Source organism: Janthinobacterium sp. CG_23.4 (genome assembly GCF_029892305.1).
Lineage (GTDB): Bacteria > Pseudomonadota > Gammaproteobacteria > Burkholderiales > Burkholderiaceae_D > Janthinobacterium > Janthinobacterium lividum_D.
The window spans coordinates 804,002-820,633 of record NZ_JARXUX010000001.1; the positions used below are offsets into that span (position 1 = coordinate 804,002).

Below are 16,632 nucleotides of genomic sequence, written 5' to 3' on the forward strand. Positions count from 1 at the left end.
TCGGACGGGCTATGGCCTGCCGTTGATCCGGCTGGCCTGAAGTGGTGCGCTGCTGTGCTATTTAGCGGGCGCCGTAACTGCGGCACCAGGCGGCCAGTGCTTCGCGTTCTGCTTCGAGCAATTGATCTGACTCGCTGTACTGCGCATGGTTCATGGTACCGCAGCAGGCGCGCCGGTCTTGCACGGCGCCGCCCTCGTCGACGACGTCGGGCGCAAATGTCATTTGGCCATCTTCTGTCATGGCATGAGCCTTGAGCACTTCGCGCACGCTAAAGCTGTTACGGATATAGTCCAGATAAGCGCTATTGCCATCGGCCTGTGCGAGCGTCAGCATGTGCCCGGCCACATCGGCATACGTGGCAGCTTGCTCGGGCGATGCCACCAGGGCGCGCAGCACAAGGCTGCGCAGGTAGTCGCCGCAGCGGTGCAGCACGGCTGCATCGTCTTCCAGCTGGGGTTGGCGTTCGTGGGCAAAGATGTCGGCCAGGATGTCGTAGATGGCGCCCGTAAATACTTGCGAGATGGCGTGCACTTCCGTGCCTGCTTGCGATAATTTGATGTCATTGTCGGCATTACGCAAGCCGTTTGGCCGGCCCAGTGCCAGGCCGAACTGTTCCGCCAGGTCGGCCAGGAAGGTTTTGTCGTGTAGGTCCGATTTCGTTTGGGCGATCACCGCTTCCACCTGGTCCAGCTGCGACAGGGCCAGGAAGATGGCTGTCAGGTCGCCGAACGATTCGTGCAAGCCGCCCGTTTGCGGCGGATTGTTGCTGAGCAGCCAATTTGGCTTCAGGCCATCGAGCACGGCGTGCCCCGTTTCATGCGAGACGATATCGAGCGAGTGGCAGGTGTAGACGCGCTCGGTGGCGCCATTGGGAATGAAGTCGCCGAACTTGAGAGCCTTGTCGCTGCGACTGTAATATGCATTCATGACATTGGGCAAGCCGTGCGGAAATACGCGCAGGGGTGCTGTGTCGCTGGCGCTATTCCATTGCCAGGGCAACGGTGGCGCCGTTTCCTTGCTGGCCAGCGCGCGCTGGTACATGGTGAGCGTCATGCGCACGATGGCAAAGGTGTGCACGGCGTCGAACTGGTCTGTGTTGGGCGAGACGATAAAGTCGCCGAAGGCATTCGGGCTGACCTGCGCGATACCCGGTTCGCCAAACGTGATGCGCGCATCGCGCGGACCTTGCAGGATCAGGCCGGGCAGGAAGGCCTTGCGCGTGCCAAGGTCGCTGACGGAGGGGTCTTGCTTCCAGATCAGCACGCGCGAACCGATGGGCACGGCGGCAAGCTTGCGCGCCGTGGCCTGGTTCAGGTGGGGGGCGCTCAGGCGGGGCAGACCCGGCTGCAAGGTCAGCTGTGCATTTTTGCGGTGCTGGCGGTATGGCGCCGAGGGGGTCGGGACATAGCCGACCGGCAGGGAAATGCATTTGCTCGGCACGGCTTCGACCGGCACGATGACTTTCTGCTCCATGGTAGCTCTCCAAGACACGCGCAGCTGGAACTGGAATAGTCGTCCCGCTTCGGCATGTCCGGTTTGATCCCGCGCAAACGAGATGCAGGGGGAGCGTTTTTCGCCAGGCCGCTGCCGGGCATGGTCGCGCCTGCCCCATGGCGGCTGGTATGATGCTGGCCGTATTGCCCCCGTATTTAATAAAAGGATAGTTTGATGGCGGATATAAATATAGTTCAGCAACATAAGCTGACAGCGCTGAAAGCGCGCGAAGCGGCGCAGCAAGTGGCCGACAAGCTGGCCCAGGAGTATGACTTGGCGTGCGCCTGGGATGGCGACGTGCTGCGCTTCGAGCGCAGCGGCGTCGATGGCTCGCTGACTCTGGAAAAAGACCTGGCGCAACTGCAAATCAAGCTGGGCTTCATGCTTAGCGCCTTTGCTTCCACCATCGAAGGCAAGATTGCCGAGAAGATGCGCCAGGTGTTTGCCGAGCAGGTTTGACGCTGGGCCACCGCCCCACCCAACCTTGTCAGGCACCATGTTTAGTGCTATTGAGTGCGCCACAGCGATGGGCGAAAAGACGATGAAAACACATCTCTTTTCGCCTTTTTTACGTCTGACTGTGCGCTAGATAACATTGCTATCACATTTCCATTTGGAAAGCCATTGGACTTTTTTGTTTTTTTGCGTTACACTTGAGTCATATTTACAACAACTACACCGCGTTTCATCCTCTGCTTCGCAGTACTCCCACTGGCTCAGTGGTGAATAATTCTTCGGGTTTTACACCCGCATCCAATTAAAAGTAGCTTGGTCGATTTTTTCTCGACTAGATACATTTGGTGCCATGTATTTGCATGGCGCTAGCGTTGTTAAAAGTCCTGAACCACAGCCTCTTTTAGCACGCACATGGCACCCCGGCACCGGCTTTTGCCATCCGCCGGTCACACGCGTGTCACCCCCTGTTTGCTGTCGCTCCCGTGCGCTGTGCGCCGTGGCGTAGCCGACGCAGCAGGGTTTGCTGATACCCGCCGCAAGCTAGCAGCTTGTTGGGTTTCATTCCATTCGTCAAATCGAGGGAGAACCACATCGTGGCAAAACAAATTACGATCGACCATGTGTTCAAAGTGTTCGGCGACAAGCCAACAGAAGCACTTGAACTCGTCCGCCAGGGCGTTCATAAGCAGGACATTCTGGCCCAGACCGACTGCACCATCGGCGTTTTCGACGCCAGCTTTACCATTGAGGCGGGCGAGATCTTCGTCATCATGGGCCTGTCCGGATCCGGCAAGTCGACCCTGGTGCGCATGCTGAACCGCCTGATCGAGCCCACTGCCGGTCGCATCCTGATCGATGGCAATGACATCAATACCTTGCCGGATGCCCAGTTGCGCGCCTTGCGCCGCAAGGACATCAGCATGGTATTCCAGTCGTTCGCGCTGCTGCCGCAAATTACCGTGCTCGACAACACTGCCTTCGGCATGGAACTGGCTGGCATGCCCAAGGCCGAGCGCCATGCGCTGGCCCAGCAAGCGTTGGAGCAGGTAGGCCTGGACGGCTACGGCGCCAGTTATCCTGACGAATTGTCAGGTGGTATGCAGCAGCGCGTGGGCCTGGCCCGTGCGCTGGCTTGCGATCCATCGATTTTGCTGATGGATGAAGCATTTTCCGCGCTCGATCCGATTATTCGTACGGAAATGCAATCGGAACTGCTGCGTTTGCAGCAAATCAAGCGCCGCACCATCGTCTTTATTTCGCATGACCTCGACGAAGCCATGCGTATCGGCGACCGTGTTGCCATCATGAAAGACGGTCACGTCGTGCAAGTGGGCACGCCGGAAGAAATCTTGCGCAAACCCGCCAATGACTATGTGCGTAACTTCGTGCGCGGCGTCGATGCGGCGGCCGTTTTCAAGGCCAGCGATATCGCCCGCAAGAGCCAGATCGTCGTCTCGGAATCGCCGAACCGCGGCTCGCGCGCCGCGTTGTCGATGCTGGAAGAGCAGGATCGCGCCTTTGCCTATGTCGTCAATCCTCAGCGCAAGTTTCTCGGTGTCGTCTCGGTCGATTCGCTGCGCAGTGCGCTCGACGGCCATGTCGGTCCGCTGGGCCTGGCGCATGCCTATCTGCCCGATGTGCAGAGCATCAATGCAGATGAGCCAGTCGCCGGCCTGTTCGGTCAGGTGGCGCAACTGCCTTATGCCGTTCCTGTGGTGGCCGATGACGGCAGCTTCCGCGGCGCCATCAGCAAGACGACCTTGCTGAAGTTCCTCGACCGCGATACGCCAGCCATAGCCGAACAACAACAGAAAGGACAAGCATGAACCCTAGCACCGATTCCACAGTAGAAGCTGTTGTTGAGCAAGCCGCCCAGATCAATCCCTGGGCCCTGACGCCGCCCACCGACGCCAGCACCGCCTGGCTGGACGCCGCCGGCTCTGCCGTGCAGCCGGAACAGGCGAGCGGCTTTCACCTGACACAAATTTTCGACGGTTCGCTGCCGCTGGAGAGCTGGATCAACCAAGGTCTGGGCTGGGTCGTGGCGCATTTCCGCCCCTTCTTTCAGGCCGTGCGCGCGCCGATCGACAGCGTCTTGTCCGGCATGGAGGGCGCACTGCTGGCCGTTCCGTCGCTGACGCTGATCGCTATCATCGGCTTGCTGGCATGGCAATTTACCAGCCGCACCCTGGCCCTCGGCAGCGTGCTGGCGCTGCTGCTCGTATCGATGCTGGGCATCTGGCCGGAAGCCATGACCACCTTATCGCTGGTGCTGACGTCGCTGGCTTTTTGCCTGGCCATCGGCTTGCCGCTGGGTATTTTCCTCGCCAGCAGCGACCGCGCGCAAAATATCCTGCGCCCCTTGCTGGACGCCATGCAGACCACGCCCGCTTTCGTTTATCTGGTGCCGGTGGTGATGCTGTTTGGTATCGGTAATGCGCCCGGCGTCATCGTGACGATCATTTTCGCCCTGCCGCCGCTGGTACGCCTGACCAACCTCGGTATCCGCCAGGTGCGTCCTGACCTGATCGAAGCGGCCCGCGCGTATGGCGCTTCGCCGTGGCAGTTGCTGACCCGCGTGCAGTTTCCGTTGGCCATGCCGTCCATCATGGCCGGTATCAACCAATCGCTGATGCTGTCGCTGTCGATGGTCGTGATCGCCTCGATGATCGCCGTCGGTGGCCTGGGTCAGATGGTATTGCGCGGCATTGGCCGCCTGGACATGGGTCTGGCAACCGTGGGTGGCCTGGGCATCGTGCTGCTGGCCATTACCCTGGACCGTTTGACGCAAGCGATGGGCCAGCCACGCCGTGGCGTGCGCCACTGGTATCAGACGGGGCCTGCCGGTGTCGTACTGCGTCTGGTGCGCGGCAATGCCGCCAAGCCTGAAGCCCATGCTGTACAGCAAGCTACGCTTGCCAACGCACAATAACAAAGACAAAGGAAGCACATGCATCAAATTGACAATTTTAAAGTGACACAAAAATCGCAACGCAAGTTCCAGCTGTTTTCTGCCCTGGCGATCGCCGTCCTGGCCCTGACCACCAGCCTGGCCATGGCGCAAACACCAGCCGCTCGCGCCGATGCGCTGCCCGGCAAGGGCGTCAAGGTGCAGCCATTGCAAAGCTCGATTGCGGAAGAAACCTTCCAGACCATGCTCGTTGGCAAGGCGCTGGAAAAGCTCGGCTATGCAGTGCAGCCGATCAAGGAAGTAGAGTACCTGACCGCGCATGTCGCCATCGCCAACGGCGACGCCACTTTCATGGCCGTGCACTGGGATCCCATGCACAAGGATTTTTATAGCAATGCGGGCGGCGACGCCAAGTTGTTTCGCACGGGCCAGTATGCCGGTCCTGCCGCACAGGGTTATCTGATCGATAAGGCGACTGCGGATAAGTACAACATCACGAATATCGACCAGTTGCGCGATCCCAATCTGGCCAAGCTGTTCGACCATGATGGCGATGGCAAGGCCGACTTGACCGGTTGCAACCCTGGCTGGGGCTGCGAAACGTTGATCGAGCACCACATAGATGCCTACAAATTGCGCAAGACAGTGGCGCACGTGCAGGGCAGTTATGCGGCCCTGATCGCCGACACTTTGGGCCGCTACAAGCGTAGCGAATCGATCCTGTACTACACGTGGACGCCGTACTGGGTCAGTGGCGTGCTGGTGCCGGGCAAGGACGTGGTCTGGCTGAAAGTGCCGTTCTCGGCCAATCCGGACAAGTTGAACACCCGCCTCGACGATGGCAGCGATTACGGCTTTGCCGTCAACACGGCGCGCATCGTGTCCAACAAGGCCTGGGCGCAGAAAAACCCGGCGGCGGCCAAGCTGTTCGAGGTGATGCAGCTGCCGGTGGCGGACATCAATGCGCAGAACGAGCGCATGCGCCGCGGCGAAAGCACGCAGGCCGACATCGCCCGCCACACGGCAGGCTGGATCAAGTACCACCAGCAGACGTTTGACGGCTGGATCGCGCAAGCGCTGGCGGCGGCGAAAAAATAAATTTGCCCTGCTGACAGGCGTAAAAAAGTGGCTACCGGTTTGGTAGCAACTTTTGCGTTTTTAGCCTGTTTTTGTGGGTTTTAGTGATTTTTTAGCCGTCTTCGGCCAGTTTTAGGTGCAAAATGGGGAATGGCTTGCCGAATGGGTCGAGTTCCGAACGGCTGGCCTCGACAAAGCCCAGATGGAGGTAAAAGCCATGGCCTTGCGTGTTGTGCGCGTTGACGTCGACGGCCGCGGCTTGTAAGTCTCTGATGGCGTACTGGAGCAGCGTGCGGCCGGCGCCGTTGCCACGCTGGTCCGGGTGGACGAACAGCATCTCGATCTTGGCGTGCTCGACGCACAGGAAGGCATAAGCGCTGCCATCGGCAGCGCGCAGCACGTACAGTAGGCCTTCGACCGTGACCCTGGCCAGCTCATCGTGCACGAAGGGCATCAGAAAGGTGATATCGCTGTCAGCGAGGAAGTCGTGGGTGGCGCGGACGGACAGGTGCCAGACGTCGAACAAACGGGGCAGGTCGGCGACGTGCGCCTTGGAAATTGGTGTTGTTGTCATACGGGAATTATAACTCTGCCCCGGCGCGTGCCGGGGCAGGCAAACATCAGTCTTTCAGGTCTTCGATCAGGTCGATGTACTGTTGTTGCGCGTCTTCTTTCGATGTGCCGGCCAGGGCCGCCCAGGCGTCGAACTTGGCGCGGTTGACGAAGTCGGTCATGCCAGGACGCTCGCCGGTGGCGTCGCCGCTCGCGGCTTGCTTGAACAAGGCATAGATTTTCAACAAAGTCATATTGTCCGGACGCTCGGACAGGGTCTTGGAATCGAGTTGCGCTTGTTCGAATTGCTCTTGTAAATTCATGATGGCTCCTGTGTACTGATGGAATCGCTGGAAAAGTGCGGCAGGCCTGGCGGAGTGGCCACCGTGCGTGCTGCAGTGCCTGACATCATAGTGAAAAAAGGGCGCCATGCATTAGAGGGGATACTCAAAAAAAAAGCGCCGCCGCACTATGTAGTGTGGCGGCGCCTGGCGCGCGCATTTAAGCGCGGCCTGCTTCCGCGAGAGCCAGCTTATACGCCCAGCAGTTCAACGTCGAAAATCAAGGTGGCGTTCGGTGGAATCGCGCCGCCGGCGCCGCGTGCGCCATAGCCCAGTGCTGCCGGGATGATCAACTGGCGCTTGCCGCCCACTTTCATGCCTTGCACGCCTTCGTCCCAGCCTTGAATGACGCGGCCTGCGCCCAGCGGGAATTCGAATGGATCGTTGCGGTCCTTGCTGGAGTCAAATTTCGAACCGGCGCTGCCGTCGTCGTTTTGCAGCCAGCCCGTGTAATGCACAACAACATTGTTGCCGGCTTGCGCTTCAGCGCCTTCGCCGACGACGGTGTCGATGTATTGCAAGCCGGAAGCGGTAGTGGTGGTGGTCATGATAATCCTTGTGTAGGCGATGAAAGCTTCAGATTGTAGAGCAATGAGTTACAAAGCGCCATTCCATGCACGGCACAGCTAAAAAGGGCAAATTACGGCGCTGTCTGGCTGCCGCGCGCATTTAAGGGGGGATTTAATACAAAAAATACAGTGTTCCACGTAAAATGCCTGTTTTGTATTTAACGGTGACTTCTTCCATGTTCCGCAGTCTACGCCGCCTTGTTTTTTCCTCGCTGTGCCTGGTTTCCGCAATGTCCACGGCGCAAGCCGAAGTGGTGGTGGTGCTCAATTCTCGTGATGCCACGGTGCAACTGCTGGACCAGAAAACCTATGCTCCCTTGTCTACCTTTGCCGTCGGCAAGGAACCGCATCACCTGATGGAAACGCCGGACGGCAAGTCGCTGATCGTCGCCAGTTCCGTCGGCAACGAGCTGATCTTCCTCGACCCGGTGTCGGGCCAGATCCAGCGCCGCATCAGCAATATCCTCGATCCCTACCAGATCGGTTTTTCGCCTGATCAGAAGTGGTTCATTTCCAATTCGCTGCGCCTGGACCGTATTGACCTGTACCGCTATGACGGCAAGACCCTGACCCTGGCCAAGCGCATTGCGCTACCCAAGCTGCCCAGCCACATGGTGTTTACGGCCGACAGCAGCATGGCCTTCATTACCCAGCAGGGCAGCAACCAGGTCAGCGCCATCGACCTGGCCACGCAAAGCGTCAAATGGACCATGCCGGTGGGCCCTGCACCGGCCGGCATCACGCTGACGCCCGATGGTAAATATTTGTTGGTGGGCATCATGGGCAGCGATTACGTGGAAGTGATCGACTGGCGCACGCAAAAAACTGTCAAGCGCATCAAGGCCGGTGCCGGCACGCATAATTTCCGCGCGCTCGGTGACAAGCGCATGACGTTTGTGTCGAACCGCGTGTCGAACACGATCAATATCATCGACCAGCAAACCCTGGAAAACGTGGGCACCATCAATGTGCCAGGAGGCCCGGACTGCATGGAAATCACGCCCGATGGCAAGACCATGTGGGTGACTTTGCGCTGGATCAAGAAGGTGGCCGTGGTCGATTTGACCACGCGCAAGGTGATCAAGATGATACCGGTGGGCCGCTCACCGCATGGCGTGTATTTCGCCACCCATGCGCCGCGCATATGACGACGCAGCGTTTGATACTGACTGGCAGCTTGCTCTTTATGCTGCTGTGCGCGGGCGCCACGCAGTCGTGCGCGCATGCGAGTGCAGCTGTTGTCCCGACCGCCTCTGCAGCGCCGGCTGCCTGCAAGGGCAGCATCTACATGACGTTCGACACGGGCAGCCAGTCGCAAGCGCAACTGATCGCCGATGTGCTGCATAAACGTCACGTGAAGGCAACGTTCTTCCTGGCCAATGAAAAAACCACGCTCGGCGACGATGCGCTCGCCCCATCGTGGGCGCCGTACTGGAAAGCCCGGGTTGCCGAAGGCCACGCGTTTGGCACGCATACGTTCGACCACGTGTACTGGAAGAAGGATCTGGCCAACGGTTTGATCCAGGTCAAACCACAGTTCGGCAAGGATGGCGGCCAGCTGGCGTCCTGGACCGAGCAGCAGTTCTGCGAGCAATTGCGCCGCGTCGATACGCGCTTCCAGGAGCTGACCGGGTATAAGCTTGATCCATTCTGGCGCGCGCCGGGCGGCTACACCTCGCCGCGCACCCTGGCTGCCGGCAGCGCCTGCGGTTACCAGCATGCGGGCTGGGCACCAGCGGGCTATTCGGGCGATGAATTGCCCAGCGACAAGTATCCGAACGCCATGCTGCTGAAAAAAGCCCTGGCGAACTTGCGCAGCGGCGACATTTTCATTGCCCACATGGGCATCTGGTCGCGCAAGGACCCGTGGGCACCGGCTAACCTCGATGCCCTGATCGTCGGCTTGCAAGACAGGGGTTTTTGTTTTGCTACCCTGCGCGAGCATCCTGCGTATGCGCAAAAGAAGGGCCAGCCATGATCGCCGCCGAGCTCGGTGCCATCGTGCACGCGGCCATCGACGCGGTGGTCGAGGCCTTTGGCGTGGCGCAAGGATGCTTATTCCAAAGCATCGTCAACCCGCTCGTGTACCACCTGGGCTTTGGTGAATTCACGGAAGAGGCGTTCGAGGGTACGGAGTGGCTGCTCATTGGCCTGTGCGAACTGGTGCTGCTGTTTCTCGTGCTGCGCCCGCTCGAAGCCTTGATTCCCGCGCAAAAGATCACTGACCCGCGCGCCCGCTGGAACGACTTTATATACACGCTGCTGCATCGCATCGGCCTGTTTTCCGTGCTGATCTTCTTCACGCTCGATCCCTTGATGGATGCATTGGCGGGCGTCTTGCGTTTCGACAATATCCATCCCTTGAACCTGGAGTCGCTATTGCCTGGCATCAGTCCCTTGCTCAGTTTTATCATTTATTTTGTGATACTGGACTTCGTCGACTATTGCTACCACCGTGCCTCGCACCATGTCGGCTGGTGGTGGGGCTTGCACAGCCTGCATCACAGCCAGCAAAACATGAATTTGTGGAGCGATGACCGCAACCATTTGCTCGATGACTTCTTGCGCGACGTGGTGATGGCGCTGGTGGCGCTTGGCATCGGCGTGCCGCCCGGACAATATGTGCTGCTGGTGTCGCTATCGCGCATCTTGCAAAGCTTGCAGCACGCGAATGTGAGGATACACTTTGGCTACATCGGCGAGCGGCTGTTGATTTCGCCGCGTTTCCACCGCACGCATCACGCCATCGGCGTGGGGCACGAGTCGAAAGGCAAGGGCAGCATAGGCGGTTGCAACTTCGGCGTCGTTTTGCCGATTTGGGATATGCTGCTGGGCACCGCGAATTTCTCGGCCGGCTATGCGCGCACGGGCGTGCGCGACCAACTGGCGCGCATCGACAGCCACGGCGTGGGCCGGCCGGGACGCAACTATGGCCGCGGCTTCTGGCAGCAGCAATGGCTGGGCCTGCGCCGCATGGTGGAATTTGCAAGATTAAAACGAAAAGGACGCCGTTGATGCGTAATGTATTGAATTCGTATGGGCGCGCCTTGCTGTCGCAATTGCACGGCAAGATACTGCTGCTCAGCGTCGCCCCCTTCATCCTGTCGCTGATACTGTGGGGTGCGGTGCTGTACGCGGGCCTGCAACCGCTGATCGACAGCCTGCATGCGCTGTTTGCCGACTATGATTTCTTCCGCACCAGCGGCGAGGTGCTGGCTACCTTCGGCTTGGGCATGCTGAAAGCCGTGATCGTGCCCCTGATCGCCATGTTCATGCTGCTGCCACTGATGATATTGACGGCGCTGATCTTCATGGGTTTGTTTGCCATGCCGGCTATCGGCCGCCATATTGGCGGGCGCCACTTTGCGCAACTGGAAAAGAAACATGGCGGCAGCCTGCTCGGCAGCGTCGGCACCTCGCTGGCCACGTTCTTGCTGTTTATTGTCGTCTGGGTCATCATGCTGCCCCTGTACGCGTTTCCGCCCGCCGCGCTGGTGGGCCAAGCCGTGCTGTGGGGCTGGCTGACATACCGCGTGATGGCGTATGACGCCATGGCCGATTACGCCAGCGTGGAAGAGCGCCAGGCCATCATGCGCACGCAGCGCTGGCCCCTGCTGGCTATCGGCATGGTGTCCGGCGTAGCCGGCGCCGTGCCGGGCATGCTGTGGATGGGCGGCGTGATGGCCGTGGTGTTTTTTCCCTTCCTGGCGGCGTTTGCCATCTGGCTGTATGTACTGATCTTTATCTTCACGGGTCTGTGGTTCCAGTATTACTGCCTGGAAGCACTGTCGCGTTTGCGGGGCGTACGTGGCATGAGCGACGTGGCGCCGGCAGACGCCTGACTTGCGTTCATCCTGACCTTTAATCGAATTGAACGAGGAAGTTCCATGGCTATCGGATTAATTATCATCGGCGACGAAATCCTGTCGGGCAAGCGTCCTGACCAGCATTTCCCGAAAGTAGTGAGCATGCTCAAGCAGCGTGGCTTGCAGCTGAGCTGGGCGCAGTACGTGGGCGACGAACCAGCCCGTCTGGTGGCCTTGCTCAAGCGCAGCTTTGCCAGCGGCGACATCGTTTTCAGCTTTGGCGGCATCGGCGCCACGCCGGACGACCATACGCGCCAGGCGGCGGCCGATGCGCTGGGCTTGCCGCTGGTGCTGCATCCGCAGGGCAAGCGCAATATCGAGCAGCGCATCATGGAAATGGGCGCAGAGGCGGGCGTGCCGGCGGACTTGAACTCGCCGGAAAACTTGCACCGCCTGAAAATGGCAGAGTTTGTCGAGGGTGCCGCGCTGATTCCGAATCCGTACAATAAGATTGCCGGCTTTGCCGTGCGCGAGCATTATTTCGTGCCCGGCTTTCCCGTCATGTCCTGGCCCATGATCGAATGGGTGCTCGAGACGCATTATGCGCACCTGTTCAACCAGGTGCCGCATGCGGAACATGCCTTGCTCGTATATGAAACGGCCGAGTCTTCGCTGACGCCGCTGATGCTGCGCCTGGAAGCGCAGTTTGCGCTCATCAAAGTGTTCAGCCTGCCTAGCGTGGGCGATGCGCAAACGCGCCGGCATATCGAACTGGGCGTCAAGGGCGAACCCGCGCAAGCGGCTGCCGCCTTCGCCGCGATGCGCGCCGCGCTCGACGCGCTGCAGGCCGAGTACACCCCTATCTGAGATGTTGCCAGTCCGGCACCAGTAGCCTTGTCGCTGGCGTCCGGCCGGTCTTGCATGCAGGTACGCAAGCAACCGTTACAAGACGTTGTTTTTTTGCGAAAATCTTCGATGAAGCAAGATTTTTGTGTGCGCTCGTCAGGTGTTTTCAGGCCAATGTGGTGGAATGGTGAGCAGGGACCTGGCGTGTCAAACGTGGGGTTGCCTGCCTGTGTAGTAAGAAGTTTTTTTGATTCACCGGTATGGACATCATGTTAAGCAAGCTTTGTTGTGAGCGGCCCTGGCTGGCCCCTGCCTTATCCTGCGCGGAGCGGTATCGCTACCGTATTTTTCGCGCTGTCCACATCCAACCTTTCCCCAGCATCCCATGAAAGACACAGGCGTCAATCTGGCCGCGCAAGAGCGGCCCCCCTCGGATCCAGTTGCCGAGGCGCCGCCGCCGGCGAGCCGGCCGAAGAAGCGCCGTTCGCGCATCTGGCCGATCTTTGCCATCATTGCGCTGGCGCTGATCGCCGGCGTGGCGTGGTTCGTCATGCGCGAAGTGCGCACCTCGGCCCTGCAGGCCGAGTTTTTTACGCGCCTTGACCGCCAACTGACGTTCAAGGTCGAGCCTGGCCCAGCAGCGGCCGGTGCCATCCGCTATCCGCAGCACGGTCCGTATGACGAGCGGCTCGGCTATGCCAGCCTGCCCGATTTCATTGCCAAGCTGAACGCGCGCGACTATGCCGTCACGGCGCAGGCGCGTATGTCGCCGAAGATGGTGCAACTGGTTGACCGGGGCATCTTTGCTACCTATCACGAGAAAAACCGGGACGGACTGAGCATCCTCGATTGCCGCGCCGCGCCCCTGTTCGCGGCCAGTTATCCCGAGCGCATGTTCGACAGCTTTGCCGAAGCGCCACCCGCGCTGGTGCAAAGTCTGCTGTTCATTGAAAACCGCGAATTGCTCGATCCCGGTATGCCCATGCGCAATCCTGCGGTGGAATGGGATCGCCTGAGCAAGGCGGTTCTGGACAAGGCGCTCAACCTGTTCGGCGGCCACCGCAGCGGTGGCGGCAGCACTCTGGCCACGCAGATTGAAAAATACCGTCATTCGGAAGACGGGCGCACCACTTCCATGCAGGATAAATTGCTGCAGATGGTGTCGGCCAGCCTGCGTTCCTACCAGGATGGCGAGAACACCATGGAAGCGCGGCGCAAGATCGTCGTCAATTACCTCAATACAGTGCCGCTGTCGGCCAAAAGTGGTTTTGGCGAAGTCAACGGCATTGGCGATGGCATGTGGGTTTGGTATGGTCGCCCCTTTGCCGAAGTGAAGACTTTGCTCAAGGGTAATATGGACCAGCCAGGCAGTGCGCTGGCCTACAAGCAGGCGCTGAGCTTGCTGATCGCGCAGCGCCGTCCCTCGCATTATCTGGTGGCCGGTGGTGCCGACCTGGAAGAATTGAGCAACAGCCATCTGCGCCTGCTGGCGCAAGCGGGCGTGATTTCGCCGCAGCTGCGCGATGCGGCTATCGCCGAGAAGCTGCAGCCGTCGACGGCTTCGGGCGTGCAATCGGAAGCGTCCACCTCGTTCGTCACGCGCAAGGCTTCGAATGCCGTGCGCAACCACTTGGCCAGCATGCTCGGCGATCCGCGCTTGTACAACCTCGACCGCCTCGACCTGAAAGTGGTCAGCACGCTCGACGCGCAGGCGCAAAATGCCGTTACCAAGGTCTTGCGCGAGTTGCGCGACCCGGAAGTGGCAAAAGCGGCCGGCTTGACGGGCAAGGGCATGCTGGGCAATGGCGACCCCGCCAACGTGGTCTACAGTTTCACCCTGCTGCAAAAGGGCGAGCAAGCCAACTTGCTGCGCGTGCAGACGGACAATTTTGACCAGCCACTCGACATCAACGAAGGCGCCAAGCTGGACCTGGGCTCCACGGCCAAGCTGCGCACCCTGGTGACGTATCTGGACATCATCGACCAGTTGCACCAGCGCTATAGTGACATGGGCGCCGCCGAGCTGGGCAAGATCGCCGTCGATCCGAAGGACATGCTGTCGCAGTGGGCGATTGCCTACTTGAAACCATTGCCGCTCGGCGAAGCGCGCAAGCTGCCGGCCATGCTGGCGGCCGCCATGGAGCGCAAATATTCGGGCAACCCGGGTGAAGGCTTCTTCACGGGCGGCGGCTTGCATCATTTTGGCAACTTTTCCAAGCTCGATGACAGCCGCATTTTGACGCTGCAGCAGGCGCTGCGCCAATCGACCAACCTGGTGTTCGTGCGCCTGATGCGCGACGTGGCCCGCTACTATATGTTCTCGCGCCCCGATTCCTCGGCCTCCCTGCTGGCGGACGCGGACGATCCGCGCCGGGCCCAGTACCTGAGCCGTTTTGCCGACAAGGAAGGGCGCGAATTTCTGCAACGCTTTTACCAAAAGTATCGCGGCAAGAGCGTTGATGAGCAGGAAAAGATTTTGCTGGCCAGCATACGCCCGACGCCCGTGCGCCTGGCCAATATCTTCCGCAGTACCAATCCCAAGGGCACGCTGGCGGAATTTGGCGATTTCCTCAATGCCAACTTGCCGTCGCAAAACGAAGTGCCGCCCGAGCGCGTAGCCAAGCTGTACCAGCAGTATGCGATGGAAAACTGGTCGCTGGCCGACCGCGGCTATTTGGCCAATGTGCATCCGCTGGAATTGTGGATGGTGGCGTATCTGCGCCAGCACGACGGTTCCACCCTGTCGCAGATGGTGGCGGCGAGCGAAAAGCAACGCCAGGAAGTCTATCAATGGCTGTTCAATACGCACCGCAAGCATGCGCAGGACCGCCGCATCGCCAATTTGCTGGAGGTGGAAGGTTTCCTGGAAATCCATCGCCAGTGGAAGAAGATGGGGTATCCCTTCGATTCGCTGGTGCCGTCCTATGCGACCACCCTGGGCGCGTCGGCCGACCGTCCTGCGGCGCTGGCCGAGTTGATGGGCATCATCATCAACGATGGCGTGCGCAAACCCAGCGTGCGCATCGATTCCATGCATTTCGCGGCCAATACGCCGTACGACACCATGCTCAAGCGGGGCAGCAAGGTGGAGGCGGAACAAGTGCTGTCGCCGGACGTGGCCAAGGCCGTCGCCAAGGCCATACGCGAAGTGGTGTCGGACGGCACTGCAAAACGCGCCAAGACGGCGTTTGTCGGCGCCGACGGCGTGCCTATTGCCATGGGCGGCAAGACGGGGACGGGCGACCAGCGTTTCGACGTATATGGCGCCGGTGGCCGCCTGATCGAGTCGCGCTATGTGAATCGTTCGGCCACATTCGTCTTCAATATCGGCGAGCGCTTCTATGGCAGCATGACGGCCTATGTGCGGGGACCGGAATCGAAGAACTACGATTTCACCAGCGCCTTGCCGGTGCAATTGTTGGTGTCCCTGGCGCCGAGTCTGATGCCGCTGATTGAGCCGCCCGCGCCGGCCGAGGGCGTGGCGCAGCAGTGCACGAATTAAGACGCCGTTGCCGCTGAAGAGCAGGCCCCTACGGCTAATGCCGTTCAGTCTAGGGTTTTGGCGTGATTGATGAGCGCCAGTAAATTCGCTAACCCCAGCGGCAAAGAGCTGGGGTCGGTCACTTCGTGATCGGAATGTGCTCCATTGAAGCACATTCCCCCAGCGGGTCCGACCCCTGTCCTAGTTCTTGGGCTAAAAAATAGCATCACTAACACACTAACTGAACGGCATTAGGCCGCTGTGGCCGGTTTTTTTGGTACGCTACATGACGCCAGCTTCGCTGCAGGGCGTGCGCCGCGCTCGCGCTTGCGCTTGCGCTTGCCATGCCATCGGCGGCAGGCGCGATGCCATCGTGCCCGGCTAGCCGGCAAATACGGCGGTTTTATCTTCCAGGCGCGCGTGGAAGGCGGCAATGGCGGGCGTGTCCGGGCGTTGCATGGGCGCCATCAGCCAGCGCTTGACGGACAGGCCCAGCACGATATCGGCTAGGCTGAACTGTTGGCCGCACACATACGCGCCCGTGCGCTGTAACTGCTGTTCGAGCACGCCCATCATCTTGTTCCATCCGGCAATCCCGGCCGCCAGCTGCGCCGCATCCTGGTGTGCGGGGCTGTGGCGCACCAGCGACATGAAGGCGTAGCGCCAGCTATTGTTCAAGTCGCCCATTTGCCAATCCATCCACTTTTCCACTTCCGCGCGGGCGCGGGGATGAGTCGGCAGCAAGTCCTCGCGGCCCGCCTGGGCGCACAGGTAACGGCATATCGTGTTCGATTCCCATAGCACCAGGTCGCCATCGAGCAGCACCGGCACCATGGCGTTCGGATTCAGGGCCAGGAAGGCCGGCTCGTCGGTGGCGCGAAAGCCGCTGCCCCAGTCTTCGCGTTCGTACGGCAGGTCGAGTTCCTCGCAGGTCCACAAGACTTTGCGGACATTGATCGAGGCGGCTTTTCCAAGAATTTTCAGCATGCAGGGCTCCAAGGCGCAGGTGATGGATCTGCCACTGTAGCCGAAATGGCCACGCCGCAGCGGCGAAAGTGCCTTGCGTAGTTGCGCTTTTCTTGGCATCGTAGCCACCCA

General features: G+C 60.0%; 15 protein-coding genes. 10 read left to right on the forward strand and 5 right to left on the reverse strand.

Going from position 1 to position 16,632, the window contains the following annotated elements:
- Positions 1 to 61: 61 nt before the first annotated feature.
- Positions 62 to 1,474: a hypothetical protein gene (locus tag H4V96_RS03615; RefSeq protein WP_196856676.1), complete on the reverse strand. Its 1,413-nt coding sequence runs from the start codon at positions 1,472 to 1,474 to the stop codon at positions 62 to 64.
- Positions 1,475 to 1,669: 195 nt separating this feature from the next.
- On the opposite strand from H4V96_RS03615, the gene H4V96_RS03620 reads away from it, so the two are divergent.
- From H4V96_RS03620 to proX, 4 genes are all read left to right on the forward strand, one after another.
- On the forward strand, positions 1,670 to 1,954 hold the full coding sequence (locus H4V96_RS03620; protein WP_196856675.1) for a polyhydroxyalkanoic acid system family protein: 285 nt from the start codon (positions 1,670 to 1,672) through the stop codon (positions 1,952 to 1,954).
- Between the two features lie 590 nt (positions 1,955 to 2,544).
- Positions 2,545 to 3,777, forward strand: coding sequence for a glycine betaine/L-proline ABC transporter ATP-binding protein ProV (proV, locus tag H4V96_RS03625; RefSeq protein ID WP_196856674.1), 1,233 nt, complete (start codon positions 2,545 to 2,547; stop codon positions 3,775 to 3,777).
- Positions 3,774 to 4,883: a glycine betaine/L-proline ABC transporter permease ProW gene (gene proW / locus H4V96_RS03630; RefSeq protein ID WP_010395187.1), complete on the forward strand. Its 1,110-nt coding sequence runs from the start codon at positions 3,774 to 3,776 to the stop codon at positions 4,881 to 4,883. Before proV ends, proW begins: the two co-directional genes overlap by 4 nt.
- Before the next feature lie 18 nt (positions 4,884 to 4,901).
- On the forward strand, positions 4,902 to 5,960 hold the full coding sequence (proX, locus tag H4V96_RS03635) for a glycine betaine/L-proline ABC transporter substrate-binding protein ProX (RefSeq protein WP_196856673.1): 1,059 nt from the start codon (positions 4,902 to 4,904) through the stop codon (positions 5,958 to 5,960).
- Between the two features lie 91 nt (positions 5,961 to 6,051).
- Here proX and H4V96_RS03640 read toward each other — a convergent pair whose 3' ends face one another.
- The 3 genes from H4V96_RS03640 to H4V96_RS03650 all read right to left on the reverse strand — a co-directional run bounded on the left by H4V96_RS03640 (position 6,052) and on the right by H4V96_RS03650 (position 7,380).
- Positions 6,052 to 6,513: a GNAT family N-acetyltransferase gene (locus H4V96_RS03640; protein WP_196856672.1), complete on the reverse strand. Its 462-nt coding sequence runs from the start codon at positions 6,511 to 6,513 to the stop codon at positions 6,052 to 6,054.
- 46 nt (positions 6,514 to 6,559) lie between these two features.
- Positions 6,560 to 6,814: an acyl-CoA-binding protein gene (locus H4V96_RS03645; RefSeq protein WP_010395192.1), complete on the reverse strand. Its 255-nt coding sequence runs from the start codon at positions 6,812 to 6,814 to the stop codon at positions 6,560 to 6,562.
- A 209-nt stretch (positions 6,815 to 7,023) separates the two neighbouring features.
- Positions 7,024 to 7,380: an FKBP-type peptidyl-prolyl cis-trans isomerase gene (locus tag H4V96_RS03650; RefSeq protein ID WP_010395194.1), complete on the reverse strand. Its 357-nt coding sequence runs from the start codon at positions 7,378 to 7,380 to the stop codon at positions 7,024 to 7,026.
- 197 nt (positions 7,381 to 7,577) lie between these two features.
- Here H4V96_RS03650 and H4V96_RS03655 point away from each other — a divergent pair, with 197 nt between their 5' ends.
- The 6 genes from H4V96_RS03655 (at position 7,578) to H4V96_RS03680 (ending at position 15,555) form a co-directional block, all read left to right on the forward strand.
- Positions 7,578 to 8,549 (forward strand): cytochrome D1 domain-containing protein, encoded by a 972-nt coding sequence (locus H4V96_RS03655; RefSeq protein WP_043460848.1) that lies wholly within the window; start codon positions 7,578 to 7,580, stop codon positions 8,547 to 8,549.
- On the forward strand, positions 8,546 to 9,379 hold the full coding sequence (locus H4V96_RS03660) for a polysaccharide deacetylase family protein (RefSeq protein ID WP_196857047.1): 834 nt from the start codon (positions 8,546 to 8,548) through the stop codon (positions 9,377 to 9,379). Before H4V96_RS03655 ends, H4V96_RS03660 begins: the two co-directional genes overlap by 4 nt.
- Positions 9,376 to 10,416, forward strand: coding sequence for a sterol desaturase family protein (locus H4V96_RS03665; protein ID WP_196857048.1), 1,041 nt, complete (start codon positions 9,376 to 9,378; stop codon positions 10,414 to 10,416). The genes H4V96_RS03660 and H4V96_RS03665 overlap by 4 nt, the downstream gene beginning before the upstream one ends.
- Positions 10,416 to 11,243: an EI24 domain-containing protein gene (locus tag H4V96_RS03670; RefSeq protein ID WP_196857049.1), complete on the forward strand. Its 828-nt coding sequence runs from the start codon at positions 10,416 to 10,418 to the stop codon at positions 11,241 to 11,243. Before H4V96_RS03665 ends, H4V96_RS03670 begins: the two co-directional genes overlap by 1 nt.
- Before the next feature lie 45 nt (positions 11,244 to 11,288).
- Positions 11,289 to 12,074: a molybdopterin-binding protein gene (locus H4V96_RS03675; protein ID WP_010395204.1), complete on the forward strand. Its 786-nt coding sequence runs from the start codon at positions 11,289 to 11,291 to the stop codon at positions 12,072 to 12,074.
- A gap of 364 nt (positions 12,075 to 12,438) precedes the next feature.
- Complete coding sequence (locus tag H4V96_RS03680; protein ID WP_196857050.1) at positions 12,439 to 15,555, forward strand: transglycosylase domain-containing protein; 3,117 nt, start codon at positions 12,439 to 12,441, stop codon at positions 15,553 to 15,555.
- 360 nt (positions 15,556 to 15,915) lie between these two features.
- Here H4V96_RS03680 and H4V96_RS03685 read toward each other — a convergent pair whose 3' ends face one another.
- Positions 15,916 to 16,521 (reverse strand): glutathione S-transferase, encoded by a 606-nt coding sequence (locus tag H4V96_RS03685; protein WP_196857051.1) that lies wholly within the window; start codon positions 16,519 to 16,521, stop codon positions 15,916 to 15,918.
- Positions 16,522 to 16,632 lie beyond the last annotated feature (111 nt).

Coding starts and splice junctions, on each gene's coding strand:
- H4V96_RS03615 (WP_196856676.1), bottom strand. CDS start 1,474: ATGGAGCAGAAAGTCATCGTGCCGGTCGAAGCCGTGCCGAGCAAATGC.
- H4V96_RS03620 (WP_196856675.1), top strand. CDS start 1,670: ATGGCGGATATAAATATAGTTCAGCAACATAAGCTGACAGCGCTGAAA.
- proW (WP_010395187.1), top strand. CDS start 3,774: ATGAACCCTAGCACCGATTCCACAGTAGAAGCTGTTGTTGAGCAAGCC.
- proX (WP_196856673.1), top strand. CDS start 4,902: ATGCATCAAATTGACAATTTTAAAGTGACACAAAAATCGCAACGCAAG.
- H4V96_RS03640 (WP_196856672.1), bottom strand. CDS start 6,513: ATGACAACAACACCAATTTCCAAGGCGCACGTCGCCGACCTGCCCCGT.
- H4V96_RS03645 (WP_010395192.1), bottom strand. CDS start 6,814: ATGAATTTACAAGAGCAATTCGAACAAGCGCAACTCGATTCCAAGACC.
- H4V96_RS03650 (WP_010395194.1), bottom strand. CDS start 7,380: ATGACCACCACCACTACCGCTTCCGGCTTGCAATACATCGACACCGTC.
- H4V96_RS03655 (WP_043460848.1), top strand. CDS start 7,578: ATGTTCCGCAGTCTACGCCGCCTTGTTTTTTCCTCGCTGTGCCTGGTT.
- H4V96_RS03660 (WP_196857047.1), top strand. CDS start 8,546: ATGACGACGCAGCGTTTGATACTGACTGGCAGCTTGCTCTTTATGCTG.
- H4V96_RS03665 (WP_196857048.1), top strand. CDS start 9,376: ATGATCGCCGCCGAGCTCGGTGCCATCGTGCACGCGGCCATCGACGCG.
- H4V96_RS03670 (WP_196857049.1), top strand. CDS start 10,416: ATGCGTAATGTATTGAATTCGTATGGGCGCGCCTTGCTGTCGCAATTG.
- H4V96_RS03675 (WP_010395204.1), top strand. CDS start 11,289: ATGGCTATCGGATTAATTATCATCGGCGACGAAATCCTGTCGGGCAAG.
- H4V96_RS03680 (WP_196857050.1), top strand. CDS start 12,439: ATGAAAGACACAGGCGTCAATCTGGCCGCGCAAGAGCGGCCCCCCTCG.
- H4V96_RS03685 (WP_196857051.1), bottom strand. CDS start 16,521: ATGCTGAAAATTCTTGGAAAAGCCGCCTCGATCAATGTCCGCAAAGTC.